This window comes from Polyangium sp. 6x1, assembly GCF_029946515.1.
Lineage (GTDB): Bacteria > Myxococcota_A > Polyangia > Polyangiales > Polyangiaceae > Polyangium.
Map to the genome: position 1 here is coordinate 1 of NZ_JARZHH010000096.1, position 23,290 is coordinate 23,290.

General features: G+C 70.0%; 19 protein-coding genes. 14 read left to right on the forward strand and 5 right to left on the reverse strand.

All coding sequences use genetic code 11. The features are described from left to right. Positions 1-1,075, forward strand: a 1,075-nt coding sequence (locus tag QHF85_RS45180; RefSeq protein WP_281333712.1) for a HEAT repeat domain-containing protein, incomplete at its 5' end; no start/stop codon positions are given. Between the two features lies 1 nt (position 1,076). Here QHF85_RS45180 and QHF85_RS45185 read toward each other — a convergent pair. Further along, a complete protein-coding gene (locus tag QHF85_RS45185) occupies positions 1,077-2,666 on the reverse strand; it encodes a PAS domain-containing protein (RefSeq protein WP_281333713.1) in 1,590 nt (529 codons plus the stop codon). Between the two features lie 128 nt (positions 2,667-2,794). Here QHF85_RS45185 and QHF85_RS45190 point away from each other — a divergent pair, with 128 nt between their 5' ends. The 6 genes from QHF85_RS45190 (at position 2,795) to QHF85_RS45215 (ending at position 8,829) form a co-directional block, all read left to right on the forward strand. Beyond that, positions 2,795-3,946, forward strand: coding sequence for a hypothetical protein (locus tag QHF85_RS45190; RefSeq protein ID WP_281333714.1), 1,152 nt, complete (start codon positions 2,795-2,797; stop codon positions 3,944-3,946). Next, complete coding sequence (locus tag QHF85_RS45195) at positions 3,927-4,973, forward strand: hypothetical protein (RefSeq protein WP_281333715.1); 1,047 nt, start codon at positions 3,927-3,929, stop codon at positions 4,971-4,973. Before QHF85_RS45190 ends, QHF85_RS45195 begins: the two co-directional genes overlap by 20 nt. A gap of 60 nt (positions 4,974-5,033) precedes the next feature. Further along, the gene (locus QHF85_RS45200; RefSeq protein ID WP_281333716.1) at positions 5,034-5,660 is read left to right on the forward strand and encodes a sigma-70 family RNA polymerase sigma factor; all 627 of its coding nucleotides are present in this window, start codon (positions 5,034-5,036) and stop codon (positions 5,658-5,660) included. Then, on the forward strand, positions 5,657-6,421 hold the full coding sequence (locus QHF85_RS45205; RefSeq protein WP_281333717.1) for a hypothetical protein: 765 nt from the start codon (positions 5,657-5,659) through the stop codon (positions 6,419-6,421). The genes QHF85_RS45200 and QHF85_RS45205 overlap by 4 nt, the downstream gene beginning before the upstream one ends. A gap of 69 nt (positions 6,422-6,490) precedes the next feature. Next, positions 6,491-7,633, forward strand: a complete 1,143-nt coding sequence (locus QHF85_RS45210) for a choice-of-anchor L domain-containing protein (protein WP_281333718.1) — start codon at positions 6,491-6,493, stop codon at positions 7,631-7,633. An 11-nt stretch (positions 7,634-7,644) separates the two neighbouring features. Then, entirely contained in the window at positions 7,645-8,829 is a 1,185-nt protein-coding gene (locus tag QHF85_RS45215; protein ID WP_281333719.1) for a choice-of-anchor L domain-containing protein, read from the forward strand. 1,236 nt (positions 8,830-10,065) lie between these two features. Here QHF85_RS45215 and QHF85_RS45220 read toward each other — a convergent pair. Further along, complete coding sequence (locus tag QHF85_RS45220; protein ID WP_281333720.1) at positions 10,066-10,605, reverse strand: RNA polymerase sigma factor; 540 nt, start codon at positions 10,603-10,605, stop codon at positions 10,066-10,068. A gap of 513 nt (positions 10,606-11,118) precedes the next feature. On the opposite strand from QHF85_RS45220, the gene QHF85_RS45225 reads away from it, so the two are divergent. Both QHF85_RS45225 and QHF85_RS45230 read left to right on the forward strand, forming a co-directional pair. Further along, positions 11,119-14,427: a protein kinase gene (locus QHF85_RS45225; protein WP_281333741.1), complete on the forward strand. Its 3,309-nt coding sequence runs from the start codon at positions 11,119-11,121 to the stop codon at positions 14,425-14,427. Between the two features lie 146 nt (positions 14,428-14,573). Further along, positions 14,574-15,899 carry a cytochrome P450 gene (locus QHF85_RS45230; protein WP_281333721.1) on the forward strand — a complete coding sequence of 442 codons (1,326 nt, stop codon included), beginning with the start codon at positions 14,574-14,576 and terminating at the stop codon, positions 15,897-15,899. 20 nt (positions 15,900-15,919) lie between these two features. On the opposite strand, the gene QHF85_RS45235 is transcribed toward QHF85_RS45230, so the two are convergent. Then, entirely contained in the window at positions 15,920-16,321 is a 402-nt protein-coding gene (locus tag QHF85_RS45235; protein WP_281333722.1) for a group II truncated hemoglobin, read from the reverse strand. A 134-nt stretch (positions 16,322-16,455) separates the two neighbouring features. On the opposite strand from QHF85_RS45235, the gene QHF85_RS45240 reads away from it, so the two are divergent. Both QHF85_RS45240 and QHF85_RS45245 read left to right on the forward strand, forming a co-directional pair. Further along, on the forward strand, positions 16,456-18,228 hold the full coding sequence (locus QHF85_RS45240; protein ID WP_281333723.1) for an IgGFc-binding protein: 1,773 nt from the start codon (positions 16,456-16,458) through the stop codon (positions 18,226-18,228). 60 nt (positions 18,229-18,288) lie between these two features. After that, on the forward strand, positions 18,289-18,972 hold the full coding sequence (locus QHF85_RS45245) for a hypothetical protein (RefSeq protein WP_281333724.1): 684 nt from the start codon (positions 18,289-18,291) through the stop codon (positions 18,970-18,972). A 55-nt stretch (positions 18,973-19,027) separates the two neighbouring features. Here the strand turns inward: QHF85_RS45245 and QHF85_RS45250 are convergent, their stop codons facing one another. Beyond that, entirely contained in the window at positions 19,028-19,696 is a 669-nt protein-coding gene (locus tag QHF85_RS45250; RefSeq protein WP_281333725.1) for an START domain-containing protein, read from the reverse strand. Positions 19,697-20,100: 404 nt separating this feature from the next. On the opposite strand from QHF85_RS45250, the gene QHF85_RS45255 reads away from it, so the two are divergent. Further along, positions 20,101-20,550 (forward strand): STAS/SEC14 domain-containing protein, encoded by a 450-nt coding sequence (locus tag QHF85_RS45255; protein WP_281333726.1) that lies wholly within the window; start codon positions 20,101-20,103, stop codon positions 20,548-20,550. Positions 20,551-20,569: 19 nt separating this feature from the next. Here QHF85_RS45255 and QHF85_RS45260 read toward each other — a convergent pair whose 3' ends face one another. Continuing rightward, positions 20,570-21,847, reverse strand: a complete 1,278-nt coding sequence (locus QHF85_RS45260; RefSeq protein WP_348652818.1) for an MFS transporter — start codon at positions 21,845-21,847, stop codon at positions 20,570-20,572. Between the two features lie 242 nt (positions 21,848-22,089). Between QHF85_RS45260 and QHF85_RS45265 the strand changes: the two genes are divergently transcribed. Both QHF85_RS45265 and QHF85_RS45270 read left to right on the forward strand, forming a co-directional pair. Next, complete coding sequence (locus tag QHF85_RS45265) at positions 22,090-22,419, forward strand: hypothetical protein (protein WP_281333728.1); 330 nt, start codon at positions 22,090-22,092, stop codon at positions 22,417-22,419. Between the two features lie 19 nt (positions 22,420-22,438). After that, entirely contained in the window at positions 22,439-23,275 is an 837-nt protein-coding gene (locus tag QHF85_RS45270) for a hypothetical protein (RefSeq protein ID WP_281333729.1), read from the forward strand. Positions 23,276-23,290: the final 15 nt, after the last annotated feature.

Genomic DNA, 23,290 nt, shown 5'->3' on the forward strand with positions numbered 1-23,290 from the left:
ACCCGCCGCGACGCCCGCGCCCGCGCCGGCCCTGTCGGTAACCGCAGCGCCCACGGCCTCGGCCGCCGCCCCCGCGCCGCCGGCCCCGCCTCCGGCGCCCGCGCCCGTGCTCAAGGGCGTCGACGTCTACGGCACGAAGAAGTTCGACGGCGCCTGGGTGCGGACGCGATTCGGCGAGACCTTCCAGCGCTGGTTCGACACCGAGGACGACGCGCTCGCGGAGAAGCTCAAGAAGGAGATGGTCGACGGCATCCTCGCCGAGCACAAGGACATCGGCTGGGTCACGCTCTCGCCGGTCACCTATTACAACATGGGCGACGTGCCGCAGGGCTACGTGACGGTGGACGTGGTCGAGCGCAAGGACCTGAAGAAGCGCCTCACGTTCGGCCCCGAGCCCAAGGGCGATTTCGAGGATCCGGCGGGCCTGCTCGCGGCGTGGAAGGAATACGAGTCCACGTTCTTCCGCATGATGCGCGAGAAGCAAATCGGCCCCGAACGCGTCGCGTGCCCCGCATTCCACTGCATGGGCGGGTACGTGCACGAAAAGCTCGCACCCTATGGCGAGAAGTTCGTGAAGGACGTGCCGCCGAACGAGGACAAACTCGTCAAGATCCTGAAGGAGGACAAGGATCCGAAGGATCGCGCCGCCGCGGCGTTCCTGCTCGCCCACATCAAGGACGGCAAGAAGCTCGTCGGCCTGATGCTGCCGCTGCTCGACGATCCCGACACGCTCGTCCGCAACAACGCGACGCGCGTGCTCGTGAACGTGGCCATGTTCCACCACGACGTGGCCGTGCCGCTGACGCCGGTGCTGAAGAACCTGAACGGGCCCACGATGAGCGACCGCAACAAGGCCGCCGCCGTGACCTGGGGCCTCGTCGATCGGCCGGACGGCGCGAAGCTCTACGCGCAGGTGATCAAGGAGGCCGGCCCCACGCTGATCGCGCTGCTCGAGCTCGAGCAGCCGAACAACCACGACTTTGCGTACAAGATCCTGAAGAAGGTGAGCGGAAAGGATTTCGGCGGGCGCGACTATGCGGCCTGGAGGAAGTGGCTCGCCTCGCCGCGCGGCTGACTCAGCGGGCGCGGCCGCGAGATCGCGTGATCGCGTGCGTCACGCCCTGCTGAAGGCTGCTCAGCGTCTTGATCCCGCGCATGTCGACGCCGAGCTCGATGAGCGTGCGCGCCGCCGCCGGCCGCACGCCCGTGAGCACGACCTCCGCCCCGAGCAGCGCCGCCGCCTGCGCCGCCTGCACGAGGCCCGTCGCGACCTCGGTGTCGACGTCCCGCAAGCCCGTGATGTCGAGGATCGCGACCTCGGCCCGATGGAGGCCCACGCCGTCGAGCAGCGTCTCCAGCACGAGCGCGGCCCGCGCCGCGTCGATGGCCCCGACGAGCGGCATGAGCACGACCCCGCTCGCGATCGGCAGGAGCGGCGTCGAGAGCGCGCGCAGCGCCGCGTGTTGCGCGTCGATGATCTGCTGGGAGAGCTGCGCCCGCTCCTCCTCGGCGCGCTTGCGGGTGGTGATGTCGAGCGCGATCCCGCAGACCCCGTACGGGGCCCCGCCAGGGTCGAAGAGCGGGAACTTCGAGACCATGTAGACGTGAATGCCGTCCTTGCCCGGGATGGTCTCCTCGCTCTGGAGCGCGCGCCCCGCCGCGAGCGCATCCCGGTCGTTGTCACGATTCTGCTTTACGGCCTCGGGCGGGAGGAAATCCCCGTCGAACTTGCCGACGATCCACCCGCGGGAGAAGTCGAAGAGCGCGTCGAATTCGCGATTGGCGAACGTGAAGCGGCCCTCGAGGTCCTTGACGAAGACCACGATGGGCGCGTTGTCGAGGATCGCCTGGACCTCGGCCCGGCTCCGTTCGAGCCGGTCACGGTTCTGCCGGTGCTCGGTGACGTCGTAGCCGCTCGCCACGATGGCCACGGGGCGGCCCTCGCCGTCGAGCACGCGATCGACGTTCCACTCGATGAGCCGGATGCTCCCGTCCCGCGCGAGGACGGGGTTTTCGTAGCTCCGCGAGGGCTCGCCCGCGAGGACCTTGCGCATGTCGGCGCGGATTACCGCGCGGACCTCGGGCGGCAGGAACGTCTCGACGTAGTCCTTGCCGAGCGCCTCGTCCCGGGAGTAACCGTAAATTCGCTCGGCTTCGCCATTCCAGTCGGAAATGCGGCCGTCCTCGTCGACGATCACGATGACGTTGCCGATCGCGCCGACGAGGCTGCGGAAGCGCGCCGATCCGTCCCGGCATCGCGCCTCGGCGACCTTGGCGTAGTGCCGGCCGAGGGCCTCGGCGGCCGCGTCGAAGCACGCAGAGAGGCGCAGGATCCCCTCGGCCGCGCCCGCCACCTCGGGCAGGGCGCGGAGCGAGACGGCAAGCCCATGCCGTCGGCAGAGGCTGACCGCGCGGACGACCTCCTCGGGCGCGGCGCCCCGCGTCGCGAGATCGACGAAATGGGCGACGAGCGTCTCGGTTTCCGCCTCCCCGGCGAGCACGCGGATCGCGCTCGTCACGACCTTCTCGACCCACGCCGCGGCCTCGGGCGCCCCCGCCTTGCCGAGGAACGGGATGTCCGTCGCTGCGTCCCTGGAAATCGCGCCGCAGAGCTCCTGCCCCTGGCTCGAAAGGAAGGCGAGGTAGCCGCTTTCGCGATCGCTCATGGTGAATGGCGCTCCAAGAGGACGAGGCAACCAAACTCCCCCGGACCCGTCAACTGCGAAGCGCCCGTTCATGCGGGGTCCAGGCGGGCGCAAGGGATGGTAGCGTCGGGTCCATGACCAGCGTGCCCATGGCTCCGTCGCGACCCCTCGCGCCGTCGCGCACCCGAGGCGTTTCACGCCACCTGGTCGAGTTTTTCCTCGTGGGAGGCCTGACGCCGTTCCTGTTTCCGCTCTCCTTTCTGGTTCGGCGCGCCTTCGGCCTCGACCCCGCGGAATATGCGGTGGGCTTCCTCATGTTCCACGCGGCGTTCGTCATCAACGACCCGCACTTCGCGGTCACGTACGTCCTGTTTTACAAGGACGCGAAGGCCCGCGCGTTCGGCGGCGCCTTTCGTGGGGCCCAGCGGCTTCGATACCTCGTCGCGGGCTTCGTGGTCCCGCTCGTCCTCGGCGGCGTCGCGATCGTGGGGCTCGCCACGCGATCGGCGTTCACGTTGAGCTTGCTCGTGCGGCTGATGTTTTTCCTGGTCGGCTGGCACTACGTGAAGCAAGGGTTCGGCGTCTTCACCGTGCTCGCGGCGCGGCGCGGGGTCCGTTTCGCTCCGCGCGAGCGGCTCGTGGTCCTCGCGCACTGCTTTTCCGGCTGGGCCTACGCCTGGGCGAGCCCGGCCGACCCGGGCCGCGAGGTCGAGGAAAAGGGCGTCGTCTACACCACGCTCGCGCACCCAGCGTGGCTCGAGCACCTCACGCACGTCGTGTTTTTATCGACGGCGCTGCCGCTCGCGTGGGTCCTTTTCCAGAAGTGGCGGCGCGAGGGGCGTCTGCCGATTCTGACCCCGCTCACCGCGCTCTTGTGCAGCATCTGGTCGTGGTCGATCTACTCGAGCAGCGACCCGCTCGTGCGGTACGTCCTTCCGGCGCTGCACTCGGTGCAATACCTGTATTTCGTGTGGCTCATGAAGGGAAACGAGGCGCGGGAGCGCGAGGGGCCGCCCTGGTTCGAGCGCTCGGCGCGGACGCGCCTCGGCATCCTCGCCGTGAGCGCCCTCGGGCTCGGCTGGCTGCTCTTCCACGGCGCGCCCACGGCGCTCGACGAGGCGCTCGCGCCGCGCGGCAAGCTCATGCCCGAGGACCTCGGCCCCACGCCGTATTTCGCGGCGCTTTATGCGCTCGTGAACATCCACCACTACTTCATGGACACCGTCCTCTGGCGTCGCGAGAACCCGGAGACGCGGTACCTGCAAGAGCCGGCCCTCGGCGATGAGCGGCGCGCGTCCTGACCGAGCGCCGCGACGGCTCGCGCGAGCCGGGGCCCTCGCCGCGCTGCTCTTCGCGACGCGGGCCTCCGCGGGCGAGCTCGCACCGGTCCGGCTCGTCTACACCGCCCCCGCCCGTTGCCCCGGCGCCGAGGAGTTCCTCGCGGCCGTGCGGGCGGAGGTGCCGGACCTGCGCGTGGCCAAGGAGGGGGAGGTGGCGCGGACGCTGACGGCGAGCCTGTTCGAGGAGAACGGAGGGCGGCTGCGCGGGGAGCTCCGGATCGAGGTGCCCGGAGGGGAAAGCTCGCTGCGCGAGGTGTCGGGCGAGAGCTGCGAGGAGGTGATGGGGGCGCTTTCCCTGGTGACGGCGCTGGCCATCGAGGGAGGGCTCAACCAGCCCCTGGAGCCACCACCGCCACCGCCGCCGCCACCGCCACCGCCGCCACCGCCGCCACCGCCGCCGCCACCGCCGCCACCGCCGCCGCCACCGCCGCCGCCACCGCCTCCGCCACCGCCTCCGCGTGCCGTGCACCACGTTCAGGTCGGCGCGCAGGGGGCCGTCTGGAGCGCCCTCTCCCCGGATCCCGCCTGGGGCCTCGTCCTCTTCGCCGAGCGGGCTTCCTGGGGGCACGCAGGCCTCGCGCCGGCCTTCCGCCTCGGCCTCGCCGTCGCCCAGAGCCCCACCACCGAGACCGACGGCGGCGCCGCCCGCTTCCGCTGGATCGCCGCCCGCCTCTCCGGGTGCCCGTTCGCCTGGGTCGTGGGACCGCTCGCCGCGCGCCCCTGCGCCGGCCTCGACGTCGGCGCCCTCCAGGGCCAGGGCCTCTCCGTCGTCAACCCCCAGCAGGCGACGCGGCCCTGGCTCGCCTTGACCGCCGCGGGCCGGCTCCAGGCCCGGCCCCTGCCGTACCTCTCGCTCGAAGCCGAGGCCGGGCTCGTCGTGCCGCTCGTCCGCGAGCTCTTCGGCTTCGAGGACCCCCGCCGCGTCCTCCACGCGACGCCCGCCCTCGGAGGCTTCGGCGCGATCGGCGCGGGGTGGGTGTTCTGGTGAACGAGGGGGCGTGAGACGATTTCGTGATCGAAACGCGGCGCCCGCGACATCCGGGGGACGATGACGACCCTGGGGACCACGCAGGACGGCGGCGAGGGGGTCGATTGGTCCCTTTCGTCGCCGCCCTCGGTCGCCCCGGTCGAGGGAGAGGCCGCGGCGCGCTTCCGGGCGATCCGCGACGAGCACTTCGAGTTCGTCTGGCGCTCGGTGCGCCGCCTCGGCGTGCCGGACGCCGACGTGGACGACGCCGCGCAGCAGGTCTTCATCGTGCTCAGCCGGAGGCTCGACGAGATCGCCGCCGGCAGCGAGCGGGCCTTCCTGTTCGGGACGGCGATGCGCGTGGCCATGCAGGTCCGGCGGACCCTGCGGCGGCGGGGCGAGGTCTCGCTCTCGGAGGACGCATCCGCGGGGCCCGCGCTCGAGCCGCCGGACACCGGGCCTGACGCCGAGGAGCTGCTCGCGCAGCGGCGGGCCCGGGCGATGCTGGACGAGGTGCTGGAGACGTTGCCGCTCGACGTGCGCGCGGTCTTCGTCCTGTTCGAGCTCGAAGAGATGAGGGTCCCGGAGATCGCGAGTCTGCTCGGGATCCCGCTCGGGACGGCGGCGTCCCGCCTGCGCCGCGGCCGCGAGCTCTTCCAGGAAGAGCTCACGCGGCTCCAGGCGCGCAAGAAACGGAGCATTCGATGACGGATCCCGAGCGACTCGTCGACGGAGACGACCTGGGGGCGGAGCTCTTGCGCGCGGCCCGCACGCTCGACGACAAGCGCGCCCGCGAGCGCAAGGCCGCGCTGATCGGCGCCGCCGCAGGGCTCGGCGCGATCGCCGCGACGAAGGCGGCCTCGGCCGGGACGACGAAGGGTTTTCTTCAGGGCGCCCTGGCGAAATGGCTCGCGCTCACGATCGGCGCCTCCGCGATCGGAATCGGGATCGCGGTCGGCGCGGCGGGAGGCGAGGGCGATGTCCCCATCGCAGCGAACCGATTCGCAGACGCCTTGCGGGAGCGCCCGTTCCCGGTCGCCGCAGCATCCCCCCCGACCCCTCCCGAGGCCGTCGAGGCGCCGGCCAAAACCCCACGTCCGCCCGCGGAGAGCGCTCCCGCCGAGGCAACATCCCCGCCCAAAGGAAAACGCGCCCCCGCGGCCCCCGCGCCGGCCGCTTCGGCCGACCGCGCCGCGCGCCTCGCCGCGGAGCTCCAGGCCCTCCGCATCGCGCGGGAGGCGCTCGCATCCGGGGACGGCCCCCGCGCCCTCGGCGCGCTCGACGACTACGCCGCGCGTTTCCCCCGTGGCCACCTCGCCCTGGAAGCCGAGGTCCTCCGCATCGAAGCGCTCTCCCGCGCCGGCGACGCCTCCGCCGCCGATCGCGCCCGCCGCTTCCTCGAAGCCCACCCCCAGAGCCCCTACGCCGAGCGTCTCCGCCCTCTCGCCGGTGGCGTGTCGATTCCGTGATCGATTCGATCCCCACCGGCCATCGGTAGCGTCGGCCCTCTCTTGACCCCCTGGCATAGGAGACCCCCCATGCACAATCGATTGGCGCTTTCCACCGTGTCGCTCTCGCTTGCGTCCCTGCTCGTCCTCGCTGCATGCAGCGGCTCCGTCACCGCGGGCGGCGGCGACGACGGCGACGGCGGCACCGGCGCGGCCCCCGACCCCGACACCTCGAGCAGCAGCAGCTCCGGCACCCCGGGCACCGGCGGAAGCGGCGCGACAGGCGGCACAGGCGGCAGCGGCGCGACAGGCGGCACAGGCGGCGCAGGTGGAAGCGGCACCGGCGGCTCGGGCGGCGTGCCGGTCGACGACTTCGGCCCCCCGAAATGCGACGACAACCTCGCCCTCGACGACGCGGATCCGTACAACGCGGCCAAGGCGATCGAGATCTGCAAGACCGCGGATGGCCCCAACGCCTGGGGCCTCATCGAAGCCAAGTGGACGCTCCCCGACGGCTCGGCCATCCCGGCGGGCTACGAGGCGAACTACGCCCTCGGCCACGGCATCTACGACACCTTCGGCCCCAACGTGCCCCCGCGCAAAGGCGACCGCATCCTCGGCCTCTCCAACGGCGCCGCCCGCCGCCCGAACGATGCGAACTACACGTCCCCGAGCGGAGGCTTCGCCAAGGGCTACACGCACGCCGCGCCGGACGGCTTCCCCAAGCCCTCGCCGGCCTGCCCCGGGGTCGTCTCGGGCCAGCCCTACGACGGCGTCGCTCTCGAAGTCACGCTCCGCGCCCCGAACAACGCGCTCGGCTTCGCCTTCGACTTCAACTACTACACGGCCGAGTTCCCGTCCTTCACCTGCTCGACCTTCAACGACTCCTTCGTCGCCTTGCTCTCGCCGACGCCCGCGGGGCAAAGCGACGGCAACATCTCCTTCGACAACCTGGGCAACATCATCAGCGTGAACAACGTCTTCCTCGACGTCTGCAACCAGCCCACCTGCGGGCTCGGCGCGGGGCAGCTCCTGGACACCGGGTTCGAGAACAATGGCGCCACCGGCTGGCTCACCACCACCGCGCCCATCAACGGCGGCGACGTGTTCACCTTGCGCTTCACCACCTACGACAACGGCGACGCAATCATGGACAGCGCCACCCTCGTCGACCACTTCCGCTGGACCACCCAGCCGGACAGCGTCGTAGGCACGTTCCGCCCGATGGAGTGATCCTCTCGCGCATGCGCAAACCACCCGCCCCGCTCTCCCTCCTGCCGGCGATCGCCATCGTCGCCGCCGCCTGCGGCCAATTCGTCTCGCTGGGCGGCGGCAGCGGCAGCGGGGGAGCGGGCGGCGGCCCAGATCCGGGCCATCCCACGAGCAGCACGAGCGACAGCGTCACCACGAGCTCCACGACCGGGAGCGGCGCCGGCGGGAGCGGCGCCGGCGGCGAAGGCGGGGCGTTGCCGGACGGCGGCAGCAGCAGCAGCAGCGCCGGCGGCAGCAGCGGCGGCGACCCCGGGACCTCGCCGTGCGACGACGACCTCGCCTTCGACGACGCAGATCCATTCCACGCCGCAAAGGCCATCGAGCTTTGCACGCTCGCCGAGGGCCCGGACGGCGCAGGCTTGCAAGACGCCCGCTGGGTGCTCCCCGACGGCACCCCCATTCCCTCGGGATACGAAGCTCCCTACGCACTCGGGCACGGCCTCTTCGACAGCTTCGGCCCAAACGTGCTCCCGCGAGCAGGAAAACGATTGCTCGCACTCTCCAGCGGCGCCGCCCGCCGCCCCGGCGAAGCGGGTTACCAGACGCCATTCAGCGGTTATGCCAAGGGCTATCTGCACGCCGCGCCGGAGGGTTTTCCAAAGCCCTCGCCGGCCTGCCCGGGGGTCATCACCGGCCAACCCTACGACGGCGTGGCGCTGGAGGTGACGTTACGCGCGCCCATCGGCACCGTCGGCTTCGCATTCGAATTCAACTACTACACGGCCGAGTTCCCATCCTTCACCTGCTCCACATTCAACGACGCCTTCGTCGCACTGCTCTCCCCCACGCCCCCGGGGCAAACCGACGGAAACATCTCCTTCGACGGCCAGGGCAACGTCATCAGCGTGAACAACGTCTTTCTGGACGTATGCACCTGCCAGAACGGCCCGCCCTGCGCCGTCAGCGGCATGGTTTACCCTTGCAGCCTCGGCACGGGCGAGCTCTCGGGCACAGGATACGACGCGGCGCAGGGCAGCGGCGCCACAGGCTGGCTCACAACCACCGCGCCCATGCAAGGCGGCAAGACGTTCACCGTCCGTTTCGCCGTCTACGACTCGGGCGACGCCATCCTCGACAGCGCCACGCTCATCGACCGTTTCCGCTGGATCAACACGGGCGAGCCAGTCGTGGAGACCTATCGGCCCGTGCCTCCCTGAGCATGGATTTCATCGAGGGGGCGCCTCGCCGGGGCGCTGCCCCGGGCCCCGCGGGGGCTATCCGCCCCTCGACCCGGACCAGGGCCAGCCCTGGACCTCTGGGCATCGACTGCGCGAAGCGCAGTCGATGCGGGGAGAGTTTTTTTAAGCTGTTCGCCCCTTCTTTCCAGGGCCAGCCCTGGACCTCTGGGCATCGACTGCGCGAAGCGCAGTCGATGCGGGGGAAGTTTTTCAAGCTGTTCGCCCCTTCTTTCCAGGGCCAGCCCTGGACCTTTGGGGGAAGAACTGCGCAACGCGCAGTTCTTCCCACAGGCCGTCGCTGGTACCACGTCGCCAGGTGAACCCTTGGCGCGGCTGTCTTGGTTGGCAGGGGCGGTTGCGGTCTTGCATCGGCCGTTCGATGAACTGCGCGGAGCGCAGTTCATCGACCACGAGTCCAGCGCTTGCGCTGGTCCGGGTCCCGGGGCGGACAGCCCCGGGTGGGGCCTGGGGCAACGCCCCAGCGAGACGCCTTCGAGAAGCGACCCATGCTCAGCGAGGGTCGAGCGACGGCTCTGGTGGTGGCAAAGCGGGTTGCGTGCTGCCCGAGGCACGACGAGGAAGGCACGGGGGTTCCGTATGCGTGACCCTGACCCGAGCGCGGGAGGGAGGCGGGCTCGCGGGCCGCGGGGTGGATCCGGGCGAAGGAGGGCGCGGGGGTCTTCGTTTGGAACTCGCGCGCGGACCAAAGAGGGCGCGGGGGGCTTTGGGTCGCGCGTGGCCCGCACGCGAGGAGGTCTGGGGGCTCGATGCGCGCGGCGCGAGCGGCGATCGAGGCGGGCTGGGCCCTTCTGCTTTGCGGTGCGGGTCGCGAGGAAAGAGGGCTACGACCTTTCGTGTCGGCGTCGACATGCGGGAGGAAGAGGGGCACGACCTTTTGGATCGAGGTTCGCATTGCGACGTTCGAGGGCGGCATGGGGCCGTCGTCGGGTTCGGGTCGGCGCCTTCGAGGGGCGGAGGCTTCGAAGTTCGTGTGTGAGAACGAGGCGGCGAGGGGGAGCTGCGGATTTGTTCGCGAGCGAGAAGGAAGTGGCGAGGCTGAGGGGGTCCCGGGTCGGCGTTCGAGTGAGGCGCGGCGAGGGGGGCGGGCGCCTCGGCTGGGGGTCGAACGGGGGACGGGGTGGGGGAGAGAGGGGCCAGGGGGGAGGTTCGACCTGGGGGGCGGGGGCGGGGGCCGCTGCGGGGGCGGGGGCGGGGTCACGCGAGCGCGAGTGTCTTCAAGTGCTCCCGGGCGAGGCGCAGGCGGCTGTAGACAGCCTTCGCCTTGACCCCGAGCGACGCGGCAATCTCCGCGATCGACCATCCCTCCAGATACGGAATCACCGCGTCCCGGATGCGCGGGCCGATCTTCGCCAAAAATCGCTTGAGCCGGAAGAACCCGTACGTCGCGTGCAGCAGCTCCTCCGGTGACGAGGTGTCTTCCTGCTCGGCGAAGTCCTCCGCGAGTCCCGTGAAGACCTCTCGCTCGTGACGCAAGAGCTTCCGATAATTGCTCGCACGGTTGAGCCCGATCACCAGGAGCCACGGGCGGGCCTGCTCCGGCGTCACGAGACAGTCGAGCCGGCGCCAGGCCGTGAGGAAGACCTCCTGCACGAGGTCATCCACGTCGCGGGACGGGATGGCCTGACCGAGAAGAAGGCGACGCAGGAAATTGCGGTGTTCGAGGTAAAGACGCCCAAGCAGGGCGTGCGCCGCCGTAAAGTTTGCCGGCGGCGGATGGAGCGGTATCGTAGCCATACTCATGACTCCGGTTCGGTCGGGGTTGTGGGGAGACGCCGGTCGGTGTTCCTGCACCGGCTGGCGTCGCTTGCTTTGTCTCATGAATTGCCGTCGAAGGCAATGGCAAAAAGGTTGAATGGGTTCGTCGCGGGAGAACCCACGGAAGCCAAGACAGCGGCATGACAGTCTCGCCGGCACCGCGGTCCCACCGGCCTGTGGGAAGAACTGCGCATCGCGCAGTTCTTCCCCAAACGGTCCAGGGCTGGCCCAGCAAAGAGGGGGCGGACAGCTTGAAAAACTTTCCCCGCATCGACTGCGCTTCGCGCAGTCGATGCCCGGAGGTCCAGGGCTGGCCCTGGTCCGGGTCGAGGGGCGGATAGCCCCCGCGGGGTCCGGGGCGGCGCCCCGGCGCGGCGGCTCTTCGCCAGCGGCTTCGCTCGTGGTAGCGTCTTCTGCGTGAAGGGCGACACGGAGCGCGACGAGAGCCTGAGCCGCGAGGACGTCCCGACGAAGGTTGATGGGCCGCGCAGTGTGAGGCCGAGTGCGCCGCCGCCTGGGCCTGCTGTCTCCGCGGGCGCTACCATTGCTGGTCGGTATCGGCTCGAGCGAAAGCTTGGCTCGGGTGGCATGGGTGAGGTGTACCTTGCCCGCGACGCTTGGAAAAACATCCGCGTGGCGGTCAAGATCCTGCATCGCCGCATGGCGGACAACCTTACGGTTGTGAACCGCTTCCGCCGTGAGGCGCGCATCATGCGCGAGCTCTCGAGCCCCCATGCTGCGGTCATCTACGATTTTGGACAAACGGACGACGGGGCGCTCTACCTCGTCATGGAATACCTCGAGGGGGAGACGCTTGGCGGCTTGATCGAGCGGGAGGCGCCGCTTGCTCCTGCGCGTGTTACGCGCATCGCGCTCGACCTCCTCGATGTCCTCGCGGACGCCCATCGCCGTGGCGTCGTCCACCGTGACATCAAGCCGCAGAACGTCTTCCTTGCGCGGGCTGCGGGCAAGGATGGGGACTTCGTGGTCAAGCTCCTCGATTTTGGCATCGCCAAGCTCGAGGACCACGAATCCACCGAGCTCACCGAGACGGGCGCCGTCTGGGGCACGCCTCGCTACATGAGCCCGGAGCAGGCAAAGGGAAAACCCATCGATCGCCGCAGCGACCTCTATTCGCTCGGGGCCATGATGTACCGCGCGCTCACGGGGGAGCCTCCGTTCGAGGGGGCGAGCGTGGCTGAGCTCTCCTATGCGCTCACGCACAAGGCGCCGATCGCGCCTGAGAAGCGCCGCCCTGATCTCGGCATTCCCCTCGAGCTTGGGCGCGTCGTGATGCGCGCGCTCGAAAAGGATCCGAATGCGCGGTATTCGACGGCGGCCGAGATGGCCGAGGATCTCCGGGCGCTCCAGAGCGAGCCTCTGCCGGCGCCCGTGGCGGCGCCGGGCCGGATTGCGGCGTTCTTGATGCGCGGGTGGATCCTCGCGACCTTGCTCTTCACGCTCGTCGCGCTGGCGGAGTTTCCCCAGGTCGCGCGCGCCACGTTCCCCGGCTTCACGGTCGAGGCGGGGCTGCTCGTCTCGGCCGTCGTCGAGCCGACCTGGCCTGGGATCGAGCGCGGCATCGAGCCCTACGACGGCCTGCTCGCCGTCGATGGCAGGACCGTGCGTCGCGGCAGGGACGTGCATGAATACGTGCATCGGCTCGCGCCGGGTACGCTCGTGAATTACACCCTCCGGCGCGGCGATCGCACGTTCGACGTGGCGGTGCCGGTCACGCCGTTCGGCTGGGCCTCGCTGCTCAAGCAGTATGCCTCGGGCCTCGTCGCTGCGATCCTGTTCCTCCTCGTCGGCGGCGTCGCCGGCTGGAAACGGCCCACTTTGCGACCCGTGCAGGCGCTCGTGGCCTTCACCAGCGCCGTCAGCCTCTTCCTCATTGCCTCCGTCGATTTCGATCTCGTCGACAGCGCGTTCACCTGGCTCTATTACCTCGGCTGCTCGACGACCGGCGCGGCCGAGGTCCACCTCGCGCTCGCGTTCTCCGGCCTCTTCGGCGCCACGCAAAAGCGGCGCTGGCTCCTCTGGATCCCGTATCTGCCGGCGATCGCGTTGCTCGTCACGTGGAGGACCGCCGGCGCCGATCCTGCCATTGGGAACGCCTGTACGCGGGCCGGCGTCGGCATGATGCTCCTCGGGCTCCTCGCGCTGCTCGGCTCCTTTCTTTACATGCGCTTCCGGGGCCGGACGCTCTCCGCGCGGCAATCGGCGCGCTTCATGTTGTGGTCCGCGGGCCTCTCCGTCCTGCCGTGCGTCGTGCTCCAGCTCGTGCCGATCAGCCTCGGCCTCCACACCTCCTCCGTGGCCGGCTTGAGCTGGGTCGCGATGTTCCCCTTGGCGGGCTTTCCGGCGGCGTTTGCGCACCAGATCCAGCGCCGGCAGATGTTCGACGTCGACGTCGCGCTCCGCGAGGTCTCCCGTGTCCTCGCCATGCTCGTCGTGCTCGGCGCCGTGTTCGCCGCCGCGGCCTTCTCGTTCGGCGGGATCGCTTATGCGTTCGCCGGCTCGGAGGTCATGTACCTCGGCCTCGGCGCCGTCGCGGGCGTCGCCGCGGTCGTGGCGGCGGCGGAGCCCGTCGCGCTCCGCCTCCGCCGCCTCGTCGAGCGCCGCGCCCACGTCGACGCGGCCTCCGTGCTCGACGAGCTGGCCGGCGCCGTGTCCAATGCCGCCTCCGAGGACGAGGTCGTCACCTTGCTCTTCGACACGATCCGGCGCGGCTTCTCCCCGCGCACCACGCGCCTCCTCGAGCGCGGCGATGGCGGCATTTACTGGGCGCGCGTCCCCGGCGCGCCGCCCTCGCAATCGATGACGGGCCCGCGCTCCGGGACCGGCCCGCGCTCCCTCGCCGGGCCCCGCGCGGACGTCGACGGCGATTTCAGCGGCGCGACCCGCGAGCCCGCGAATGGCACGCCGGTGGACGAGATTCGCCGGCGCATCACGCGCCTCGGCCATTTCGATGCGCATGCGTTCCTGGTCCTGCCGCTCGATTCTGCCGAGGGCGCGGCCGGGGCCGCGGCGGCGCCGGCGTCCGTGGTCGTCGTGGGCGCGCGCTCCGACGGCAAGGCGTATTCGTCGTATGACGCCGCGCTCGTCGCGGGGCTCTTGCGGATCGCGGCGCTCCGCCTGCATGCGCTCGGCGAGCGCGCGGACGCCGAGCGAAGGCTTTTGCTCGAGCGTTGCTTCGGCCCGGAGCGCGGCGAGGCGGGCGCGCCGGGGGCCGAGCTCGTCGGGGGCGTGCCCGCGCGTGGCCTCGCCACGGCGCTCGTGCTCCGTTTCTCCGGGCTCGACATGGCCGCGGACCGCCTCCCGCCGCGTCGATTCAAAGTCCTCGTCGACGAGCTCTCCGAGGCCGCGGCGACGGCGGCGTTCACCATGGCCGGCACGATGCACGCGTCACGCGGGGACGAGATGCTCTTCGCGTTCGGCGCGCTCGGCGAGGATCGCAGCGCGGTCGAGCTCGCCTCCATGCACGCGGCGCTTCATCAAATCGAGCAGACCGCCGAGATCGCGGCCCGCCACGGGGCGCCGTTCGTCCGCGCCCGGGTCGGCGTGGCGCGGGGCCTCTTGACGGTGGGGACCTTCGGCGCGCCCTTTCATTCGCATTGCATGATCCTCGGCGCGGCGGTGCAGGAGGCGACCGAGCTCGCGGGCGCGGCGCGGGACGGAGAAGTCCTCGTCGACAAGGACGTCGCGCGCGCAGCCGAGGAAGCCGGGACGATGATCATCGAGGCTTTGCCGGCGCACCGCGGGGCTCGGGGCTCGCGCGTCTCGCGGCGAGAGGGATAAGCCTTCCTCCGTCCGCCCGCTTGTCCCTGATTTCCTGCCTGCGAATTCCTTTCGACGAAGGGCCTCCCTCGCGTGGACGCGCCGCGGGCACCTCCTAGAATGGCAGGGCGCCGGCAGCGCCACGCGCTCGGCGGGGAGCGGACATCATGCAAAACGGATCGAACGGAGAGACCGAAAAGGCGTCGGCGACCGTGACGTTGTCTCTCGACCCGGGCCGGGCCCACGAGGACTACGCGGCTGCGTGGGCGGAGGGCCCCGTCGTCACCGTCTCCTTCACGGACGCGAGCACGGCCGCGGGCGGCGACGAAGGCGGAGCCGATCTCGAGGCCTTCCTCGCGCGCGAGCACCTCTTCGTGTCGCATTACGACGCGGTGCTCTCCGCCCTGGTCGATGGCCGCTTCTCCTCCGATCGCCGCACGGCGATGACCCCGGAGCAACGCGAGAAATTGCCCCCCGTCATCGAGGAGCTGCGCCTGCTCTCGGAGTCGCTGCTCTCCAAGGATCCCCCGGATCACACGCGCCTGCGCAAGCTCATCCAGCCGAGCTTCTCGCCGCGCATCATGGAGGTGATGCGCCCGCGCATCCAGAAGCTCACGGACGACCTGCTCGACGTCGCCGAGCGCGCCGCCGAGGCCCGGGGCGAGCGCGCGCCCGATCGCCGCATGGACCTCATCGAGGCCTTCGCGTATCCGATGCCCGTCACGGTCATCTCGGACATGCTCGGCATTCCCCTCGCGGATCGCGCGCAGGTCAAGCAATGGACGGAGAACCTCGTGCGCGCCGACCGTCGCCGCGTCGGTGGAATGGATTCCGACACGATCGCGAAGCTGCGCCAGTTCATCTCCTATCTGCGGGATCTTTTCGTCATGAAGCGACAAAGCCCCGTGGAGGACATGATTTCGGACCTCCTGCGGGCCGAGGAGGCGGGCGACAAGCTGAGCGAGGACGAGGTGCTGTCGACGGTGTTTCTCCTGTACCTCGCCGGGCACGTGACCACGGTGAACCTGATCGGCAACGGGGCCTTCGCGCTGTTTCAGCATCCGACGGAGCTCGCGAAGCTCACGGCGGATCCGAGCCTCGCGAAGGGCGTCGTCGAGGAGACGCTGCGTTACTGGGGCCCGGTCGATTTCGTCGCCGCGCGCATCGCCAAGGAAGACGTGCACCTCGGCGGGGCCCGCATCCCGAAAGGCGAGCCCGTCATGGTCGGCCTCGCCGCGGCCAACCGCGACCCCGCGCGCTTCCCGAATCCGAACACGTACGACATCACGCGCGAGGGCGCGGAGCGGCACGTCGCCTTCGGAAAAGGCATTCACCTCTGCGTGGGCGCGCCGCTGGCGCGGGTGGAAGGCCAGATCGCCTTCGACACGCTCTTCCGGAGGTTCCCCGCGATGCGCCTCGCCGTGCCGCCCGACGAGGTCCGCTGGAACAAATCCTTCCTGCGGGGCCTCGCGTCGCTGCCGGTCTTGTTCTAGCGGGGAAGGGGAGAGACGGCTCAGCCTGGCTGATTGCGCATGAAATCGGCGACGTCGGCCAGGCGGCCGAGGAGGAATGCGCGGAGGTCCGGCGCTACCTCGACCTCATCCATGGCCGTCGTCATGGCCCGCATCCAGGCGTCCCGCATGGCGATGTCGACGGGCACGCGGGCGTGGCGCATGCGCAGGCGCGGGTGGCCATTCTGCGCGATGTAGTCCTGCGGGCCGCCGAGCCAGCCGATGAGGAAAAGGGCGAAGCGGTCGCGGCTGCGGCGGGAGACGCGGCCTTGCTCGTCGAGCTCGTGCAGCTTGGCGAGCGCGGGTTCGTCGCGGTCCATGGCATCGTAGAAGCGCTCGCAGAGGGTCCGGACGGCGGACGCGCCGCCGAGGCGGTCGAACGGGGTCTCTTGGGGATCGGGCATCGGGGAGGCTGTGTAGCACGCGGGAGCGGGAGCGGGGTCGTGGCTCCGGACGCGGGGTCGGGTTATTCGCCTCCCGTGTCGGCGCTCTGATAGAGTCCTCACCGTGCGAGCGAGCGCCTCGCACGAGGTGCCCCGTGAATACACGCTTCCTCGCTACCTTCAGCACACTCTCGTTCTCCTGCGCGGCGATGATCGCCGCCTGTTCCGCCGTCGAAGAGCGTCCCGCACCGGGAGACTCCGAGGGCGGCGCCTCGGCGAGCAGCAGCGACTCCGGCCACGGGGGAGGAGGCGGGACCGGCGGCGACTTGTTGACGGTGGGGAGCGGCGGCGGCGGCACGTGCGGGGCCCAATGCTCGGCCGATCTCCACTCCGTCGTCGATTGCAACGGCGTCGTGCAGAAGACATGCCCCGACGATCAGGCCTGCGCCCCCGATCTCTCGTGCGTCCCTGCATGCGAGGCCGCGAAGCTCGCGAAGAGCACCGTGGGCTGCGAATACTATGCGCAGACCACCGTGCAATGGTGCTTCGCCCTGTACGTCGTCAACACGTGGACGTCGCCCGTGACCCTCGCTGTCGAGGCCAACGGCGCGTCGATCGATCTCTCGACCTACGCGCGCATTCCGACGGGCAACGGCCAGGCGATCACCTATGCGCCGCTCCCGAACGGCGAGCTGCCGCCCAACGAGGTGGCGATCATCTTCCTCGGCGGCTTCAGCTGCCCGGCCGGCATCGAGGCGCCCGGCAGCGCGCCCACCGGCGCGGTCCACATCACGACCTCCGCGCCCGTCGTGGCGTACGACATCGATCCGTATGGCGGCGGCTCGAGCGCGATCACGAGCGCGACGCTGCTCGTCCCGACGTCGGCGTGGGACACGAATTACGTGGCCGTGGCGCCCTGGCCGTTCGGCGACAATTCGCAGCCCCCGAGGCTCACGATCATCGCGGCCGAGGACGGGACGGACGTGACGATCAGCCCCACGGCGACCATCGCCCAAGGCTACCTCGACGGTCAACCGGTGGTGGGGACGCCGATGGGCGTGCCGATGACGTATTCGATGATGAAGGGGCAAGCCCTGACCTTCGAGCAGCAGGCGGAGCTCACGGGCAGCGCCATTCTCTCGACGAAGCCGGTCGGGGTCATCGGCAGCTCCGGATGCATCAACATCGACGCCTGCTGCTGCGACGGCGCGCACCAGCAGATCCCGCCCGTCCGCGCGCTCGGGAGCGAGTACGTCGGCGTGCGCTACCGCAACCGGATCGACGGGAAGGAGGAGAGCGCGCCGTGGAGGCTCGTCGGCGCCGTCGACGGGACGACGCTCACGTACGAGCCGGCCCCGCCGGCCGGCGCTCCGCTCACGCTCGGCTCGGGGGAGAGCGCCTCGTTCCGGTCGCCGGGGCCGTTCGTCGTACGCAGCCAGGACGACGACCACCCGTTCTATTTCGCCGGCTACATGACGGGCGGCGGGGACTTCGACAGCATCGGCGATCCGGAGTTCGTGAACATGATTCCTGCGAAGCAATACCTCTCCAAGTATGTGTTCTTCGCGGATCCGACGTATCCCGAGACGAACCTCGTCCTCGTCCGCTCGAAGGCGAGCGACGGGACCTTCAAGGATGTGGTCCTCGATTGCGCCGGAGCGATCCAGGGCTTCGCGCCGCTCGGGCTCTCGGGTGATTACGAGTATGCGCGCTTCGACCTCGTGCGGAACAATTTCGAGAAGCAGGGGAATTGCGACAACGGGCGGCGCGAGATCCACAGCGAGGCCCCGTTCGGGCTCACGGTCTGGGGCTGGGGGACGAACGCGACGCAGCCGGGGTTCCTGTCCACGTATGTGAGCTACGCGTATCCGGCCGGCGCAGGCGTGCAGTCGATCAATCAAGTCGTGGTGCCGCCTGTTCCAAAGTGAGAATGCGGCCGTGCGGGCCGCGGATTGCATCCCGGCTTGACCCCGTGGAAGAGAGTGAACATGCGCATTCGCCCTTCGATCGTGCTCTTGTCGATCGCCCTCGCGGGATGCGGCGGCGCCGCGTCACCGGGCGGGTCCCACGTGGAGCCGCCGGGGGGGTCCTGCGTGGAGCCCGCGAAGGTTCAGAAGCTCCAGGACGCGCTCGTCGCGAAAAACGGCGAGAGCCTCGCGTCAGCGGTCGCGCGCGCCCTGGGCACGCCCGGGTACGAGCGGATCACGCCCGCCGTCGTCCACGAATTCATCCCCGGATTGTCCCCTGAGAATCCCAGGTCCGACCGTCCTCCGCCCACGGTGCTCGCCAAGTCCCCGGAGCGTGGCCTGCTCTCGGAGGAGGCCATCGTGGCCACGCCGGCGGCCGAGAATGCGCCCTCGAAGATCGTGTTTGGCACGACCGCATGCTCGGCCGGGAGCTCCTGTGGCTGTAGTCTCCGTCCGGAATACCACTTCGCCTCCGCCCCCGGCGGCCGGGTGGTGATCCTCCGCCTGAACCCCCAGATTCATAGCGACGACAAGGTCTTGCAATGCGGCCCGTGCGGCTTCGGGTGCGGGATGCCGTCGCCGCCGCCGATCCCGACTTCGTACGTCCTGCCGGTGGACGACGTGTCGAAGGTGGAGATCATCGATGTGCCTTATGAATGGCACCGCTTGCATGTGGATTGCGAGAAGATGATTCCCGCGCCCTGACCATCCGGATGCGTCCACCGCGTCCGTGGATCGATCGTTTTGGAGCGCTCGCGCGTCAGCGGTGGTTCGGCAGCTCTTTCTTGAGCCGAACGAAGAAATCGATGATGTCGTCCTTGGCCTGGCCCTTCCCGAGCCACGAGGGGACGGAGCCCCCGACATCGAGGTGGAAGCGGTAGACGGCGCGGGTGCCCTTGCCGCCGTCGGGCTCGAGCCGCCAGCCGCCCTCGTGCTTGCTCACGCGGACCACGTCTTCCACGGGCTTCGGCCCGCGCTCGTTGGCGGTGACGAAGCGCATCCAGAGAATCGGGCCCTCGGCGCCCCAGGTGACCTGGAGGGTGTAGTCGCGATCGTCGATCACCGGAAGATCGAGCCGCTGATAGACCAGCAGAGAGTCGGCGTTGCGGGCGAGGACCTTGTTCTCCTTGAGGTGCGATTGCCACTTCTGGTGGCTCGCGTAATCGAGCAGCGCGCGGCGCACCTGGTCGGGCGGCGCCGGGAGGCTCGCCTCGGCCGCGAACTCGACGCCGGAGCGCTTGTCGCGGTGGTGGACGCGGACGCCCTTCTCCTCGCCGAGGAGCGTGAACCCCTCCGACGCGAGCGCGCTCGCGGGCGCCGGAGCGCGTCCCGACGACGCAGCCCCAGCCTGCGCGGCCGGGGGAGGCTCGGCCGACGCAGCCAGAGGCGCGAGGGCGACCAGGGTGGCGACAAAGGTCCAGCGTCTCATCGTCTGTGTCCTCCTCGAAGTCGGTGGAGAAAAGAGGTTCGACCCCCGGCGCCGCTGGGGATCCCACGGGATCACTCCTTCGGCGGCGAGCAGCCCCGGCGTTCCCGGCGCCCGCGGATCGAACGTATCTGAAACGGACAGTCGTGTCCACTTGAACCACGGCGCAGGAGGCAAGCTCGCACGAGGGGCCCTGATCGCCCGGGACGGGCGTGGGTGACTTGGGGAAAACCATTCCATCGATTCCCGGTCGCCTACGCGCGCCCAATCGCCTGCGCTCGCCCGGAAGCACGGGATCCGCTCGCGCCAGCGCTGTGCCCCCGCTCGCGCTTGCGCGGCCGCTTGGGCTCGCACGTCCGATTTTTGCCACGGACGCAACGGGTTTTCTGATAGCCTCCCTGCGAGCGATGCGCGTCCGGCCAAGCGAGCAATGGCAGCCTTTTGGCACGCACATGCACAGGTTCGAGCCGCCCGACCTGTACATCGTGCGCGTGCGAGGGAACGTGCTGGGGGATGACATGCGCACGCAGATCGAGGCGCTCCGCGCGCTCTCTCAATACACCGGTGGCGGCATTTTCTGGATCGCCGACGTCACGGCGATGGGCGCCCTCACACCCGAGGCGCGACGCGCGGCCGCGGGAGGCGGTCACGATGATGTGCGCGCGATCCTCCGCGGCTCGGCGGTCGTCGGCGCATCGTTCGCGACGCGCGTCGTGGCGACCCTCTTGCTACGCGCCGTGCGCGCCCTGAAGCCGGACAAGCACCGGCCCGTGGCATTCGTCGAAACGGAAGCCGAGGCGCGCGCCTTTCTGGCCCCGTACCGCAAGCACGGGGCCGGCGCATCCGCCACGCCCTAGGCGCAGAGAGTAAGCGCCCTCAACCCTGCTTGTTCGTCGTCTGCCCGAGGCCCGAGGCGATCTCCGGCAAGATACCGAGCCGGACGTAGATCGGCCGCGCCGCGCGGCGCAGCGCGGGCAATTTGTGCAGAAAGACCGCCACCCCGACGAGCGTCACGACGCCGCCGAGTCGCACCGTCATCGGCGCGCCGAAACGCGCCCCGAGCCAGCCTGCCGCGAGGCTCCCGAACGGGGCCATGCCGAAGAACGCCATCGTGTAAAAGCTCATCACGCGGCCGCGTTTGTCCTCGTCGACGAGCGTTTGCAGCAGCGTATTGCTCGCCGCCATCTGCACCATCATGCCGCCGCCGACGACCCCCATGAGCAGCATGGAGAGCACGAGCCACCTCGAATACGAGAAGGCGACGAGCCCCGCGCCGAAGAGCGCTCCGGCGATGGCCATCGTGCGCCCGAGGCCGAGCACGTTGCGGCGCGACGCCAGCATGAGCGCCCCCGCGACCGCGCCCACGCCCGAGGCCCCCATCAGGAGCCCGAGGGAATGGGGGCCGCCGCCGAGGACACGCGCGGCGAAGACGGGCATCAACACCGCGTACGGCACGCCCGTGAGGCTCACGAGCGCGAGCAGGAGCAGAATGGCGCGAATGGGCGCGAACGAGGCCGCATAACGGAATCCCTCCCTGAGCTCGGCGAACACGCGGCTCCGCGCGGGCGTTTGCGCCGCGGGCCTGAGGTGCATCATGAGCAGCGACGCGATGACGGCCAGGTAGCTGACGGCGTCGATCGCGAAGCAGGTCCCTTCGCCGACCGCCGCGATGAGCACGCCCGCCACGGAGGGGCCGAGCAGCCGCGCGGCGTTGACCATGGAGGAGTTCAATGCGATCGCATTCGGCAGATCCGCCCGCTCCTCCACCATCTCGACGACGAACGCCTGCCTCGCCGGCGTATCGAAGGCGTTGATGAGCCCCTGGAACGCCGAGAGCGCGAGCACGTGCCCGACGGTGATCGTGTGGGTGAGCGAAAAGAACGCGAGGAGCGCCGATTGCACCATCGCGAGCGCCTGCGTGACGACGAGCATGCGGTGACGGTCCCAGCGGTCGACGAGCACGCCCCCGAGCGGCGCGAGGACGAACGTGGGAATTTGACCGGCGAAGCCGACGAGGCCGAGCATGAGCGCCGAGTCCGTGAGCCGATACACGAGCCAGCTCGTGGCGACGCGCGTGAGCCACGTCCCGATGAGCGAGATGCCCTGTCCGAAGAAAAACAGCCGATAATTGCGGTACGAGAGCGCCCGTCCCATGGCCCGCAGGGTCGATTCGCCGGGCGCCTTCGGCCTCACGAGGTAGCGACCTCAGGTGGAAAGGGGCGCATCATGGGACGCTCGCGGGAGGTTGCCACGGCCGTGGATCGGCCACAAGGGCGCCAGGGTGCGGGGCGTCGCGACGCGGACGCCCGGGACGAGTTTCTGGTGTAAGCAGCCGCGATCTCGTACGTTCCGGCTCCACCGCTCGTCTTCGCTACCACTCGTCGAGGAAATGCCCCATGAACAGACGCGTGCTCGGGATGTTGGGTCTTTCTCTGTGGGCGCTCGCCGCGCTCGCCTGCGCCGGCGCGTCCCCGGGCGACGTGGGCAGCGCGCAGCCACAGCCGGACACCACGTGCCAGTCGGACGACGATTGCGTCATCGTCGAGACCGGGTGCTGCGACCACTGCAACGGCGGAAAGGCCGAGGCGTTCAACAAGGCGCACGCCGACGCGCACCGCCCGCGAGACTGCCAGAATCACGGGTGTACCCGCCTCGGATGCGGCGACGCCGTCGCCGCGTGCGTCGACAACACGTGTCAGGCCAAGATCCTGCCGCTCGGGTCCTGAGCATCCGCATCCTCTCGGCGTGAGAAACGCGCGGCGGGATGGTAACCTGAAGGCCGTTCGCATGTTTCGCCCTGCCCACGCGCTCGCGCCCACGACGCTCGCCGCTCTCCTCGTCGCGGCTTGCGGCTCGCCCCCGAGCCCCCGCGCCTCGGCGCCGCCGCGAGCGCCCTCTGCCGCGGTCGCGGGCGACCCCCCAGCCGTGGCGTGTGCGCGCCTCGAAGAAGTGCTCGACGCCGAGATGCGCGACGTGCCCGCCGCCGAGATTCGCTCGACGACGCCCATGCCACGCGTCGAGGCGTTGATGCATAGGCTCGAACGATCCTGCGACAACGCCGAGCAGCTCGCCGACGCGCTCACCGACCCCACGCTCGCTTCCGAGGCGGACACGTTCAGGCTGGCGACGGCGTATCTGCTGCTCACGACGGCGCACATCTTCGGGCTTTCGCACCAAGGCGAGCCGGATCTCGCCCCGTTCGATCACGCGGCCGACGTCGCGGCGCGCCAGCGCGAGCTCGCCTATCGGAGCGCGCGGGCGCGCTGCAAAGACGACGGGTCCCGCGAGCAATCGCCAGAATGGGGGGAGGCGCTCCAGGCCACGTTGAAAGAGGTCACGCCTGCCATCGACGGCTGCTACCTCGAAGAGAAATCGCGTTCTCCCGATCGCAAGATAGGGAAGGTGGAGATCAAGCTCCACATCGACCCCGAGGGGCGCGTCGAGCTCGCTGGTCCGATCGGATACTCCGCGCTCCACCCCGCGAGCCCTGCGTTCGTGCACTGCCTCGTCCGCGTGTTCGATCCTTTGCACTTCGCGCCCCCGACAGGCCGCGCCGTCGTGGTCCTCCCGCTCATCGAATGAACGATCCTGACGAAC

Bases quoted from the DNA above. Each gene is read 5' to 3' on its own strand.
- QHF85_RS45250 (WP_281333725.1), bottom strand. From the start codon at position 19,696: ATGAGACGCTGGACCTTTGTCGCCACCCTGGTCGCCCTCGCGCCTCTG.
- QHF85_RS45255 (WP_281333726.1), top strand. From the start codon at position 20,101: ATGCGCGTCCGGCCAAGCGAGCAATGGCAGCCTTTTGGCACGCACATG.
- QHF85_RS45205 (WP_281333717.1), top strand. From the start codon at position 5,657: ATGACGGATCCCGAGCGACTCGTCGACGGAGACGACCTGGGGGCGGAG.
- QHF85_RS45190 (WP_281333714.1), top strand. From the start codon at position 2,795: ATGGCTCCGTCGCGACCCCTCGCGCCGTCGCGCACCCGAGGCGTTTCA.
- QHF85_RS45245 (WP_281333724.1), top strand. From the start codon at position 18,289: ATGCGCATTCGCCCTTCGATCGTGCTCTTGTCGATCGCCCTCGCGGGA.
- QHF85_RS45195 (WP_281333715.1), top strand. From the start codon at position 3,927: ATGAGCGGCGCGCGTCCTGACCGAGCGCCGCGACGGCTCGCGCGAGCC.
- QHF85_RS45265 (WP_281333728.1), top strand. From the start codon at position 22,090: ATGAACAGACGCGTGCTCGGGATGTTGGGTCTTTCTCTGTGGGCGCTC.
- QHF85_RS45215 (WP_281333719.1), top strand. From the start codon at position 7,645: ATGCGCAAACCACCCGCCCCGCTCTCCCTCCTGCCGGCGATCGCCATC.
- QHF85_RS45220 (WP_281333720.1), bottom strand. From the start codon at position 10,605: ATGGCTACGATACCGCTCCATCCGCCGCCGGCAAACTTTACGGCGGCG.
- QHF85_RS45260 (WP_348652818.1), bottom strand. From the start codon at position 21,847: ATGGGACGGGCGCTCTCGTACCGCAATTATCGGCTGTTTTTCTTCGGA.
- QHF85_RS45185 (WP_281333713.1), bottom strand. From the start codon at position 2,666: ATGAGCGATCGCGAAAGCGGCTACCTCGCCTTCCTTTCGAGCCAGGGG.
- QHF85_RS45210 (WP_281333718.1), top strand. From the start codon at position 6,491: ATGCACAATCGATTGGCGCTTTCCACCGTGTCGCTCTCGCTTGCGTCC.
- QHF85_RS45235 (WP_281333722.1), bottom strand. From the start codon at position 16,321: ATGCCCGATCCCCAAGAGACCCCGTTCGACCGCCTCGGCGGCGCGTCC.
- QHF85_RS45200 (WP_281333716.1), top strand. From the start codon at position 5,034: ATGACGACCCTGGGGACCACGCAGGACGGCGGCGAGGGGGTCGATTGG.
- QHF85_RS45230 (WP_281333721.1), top strand. From the start codon at position 14,574: ATGCAAAACGGATCGAACGGAGAGACCGAAAAGGCGTCGGCGACCGTG.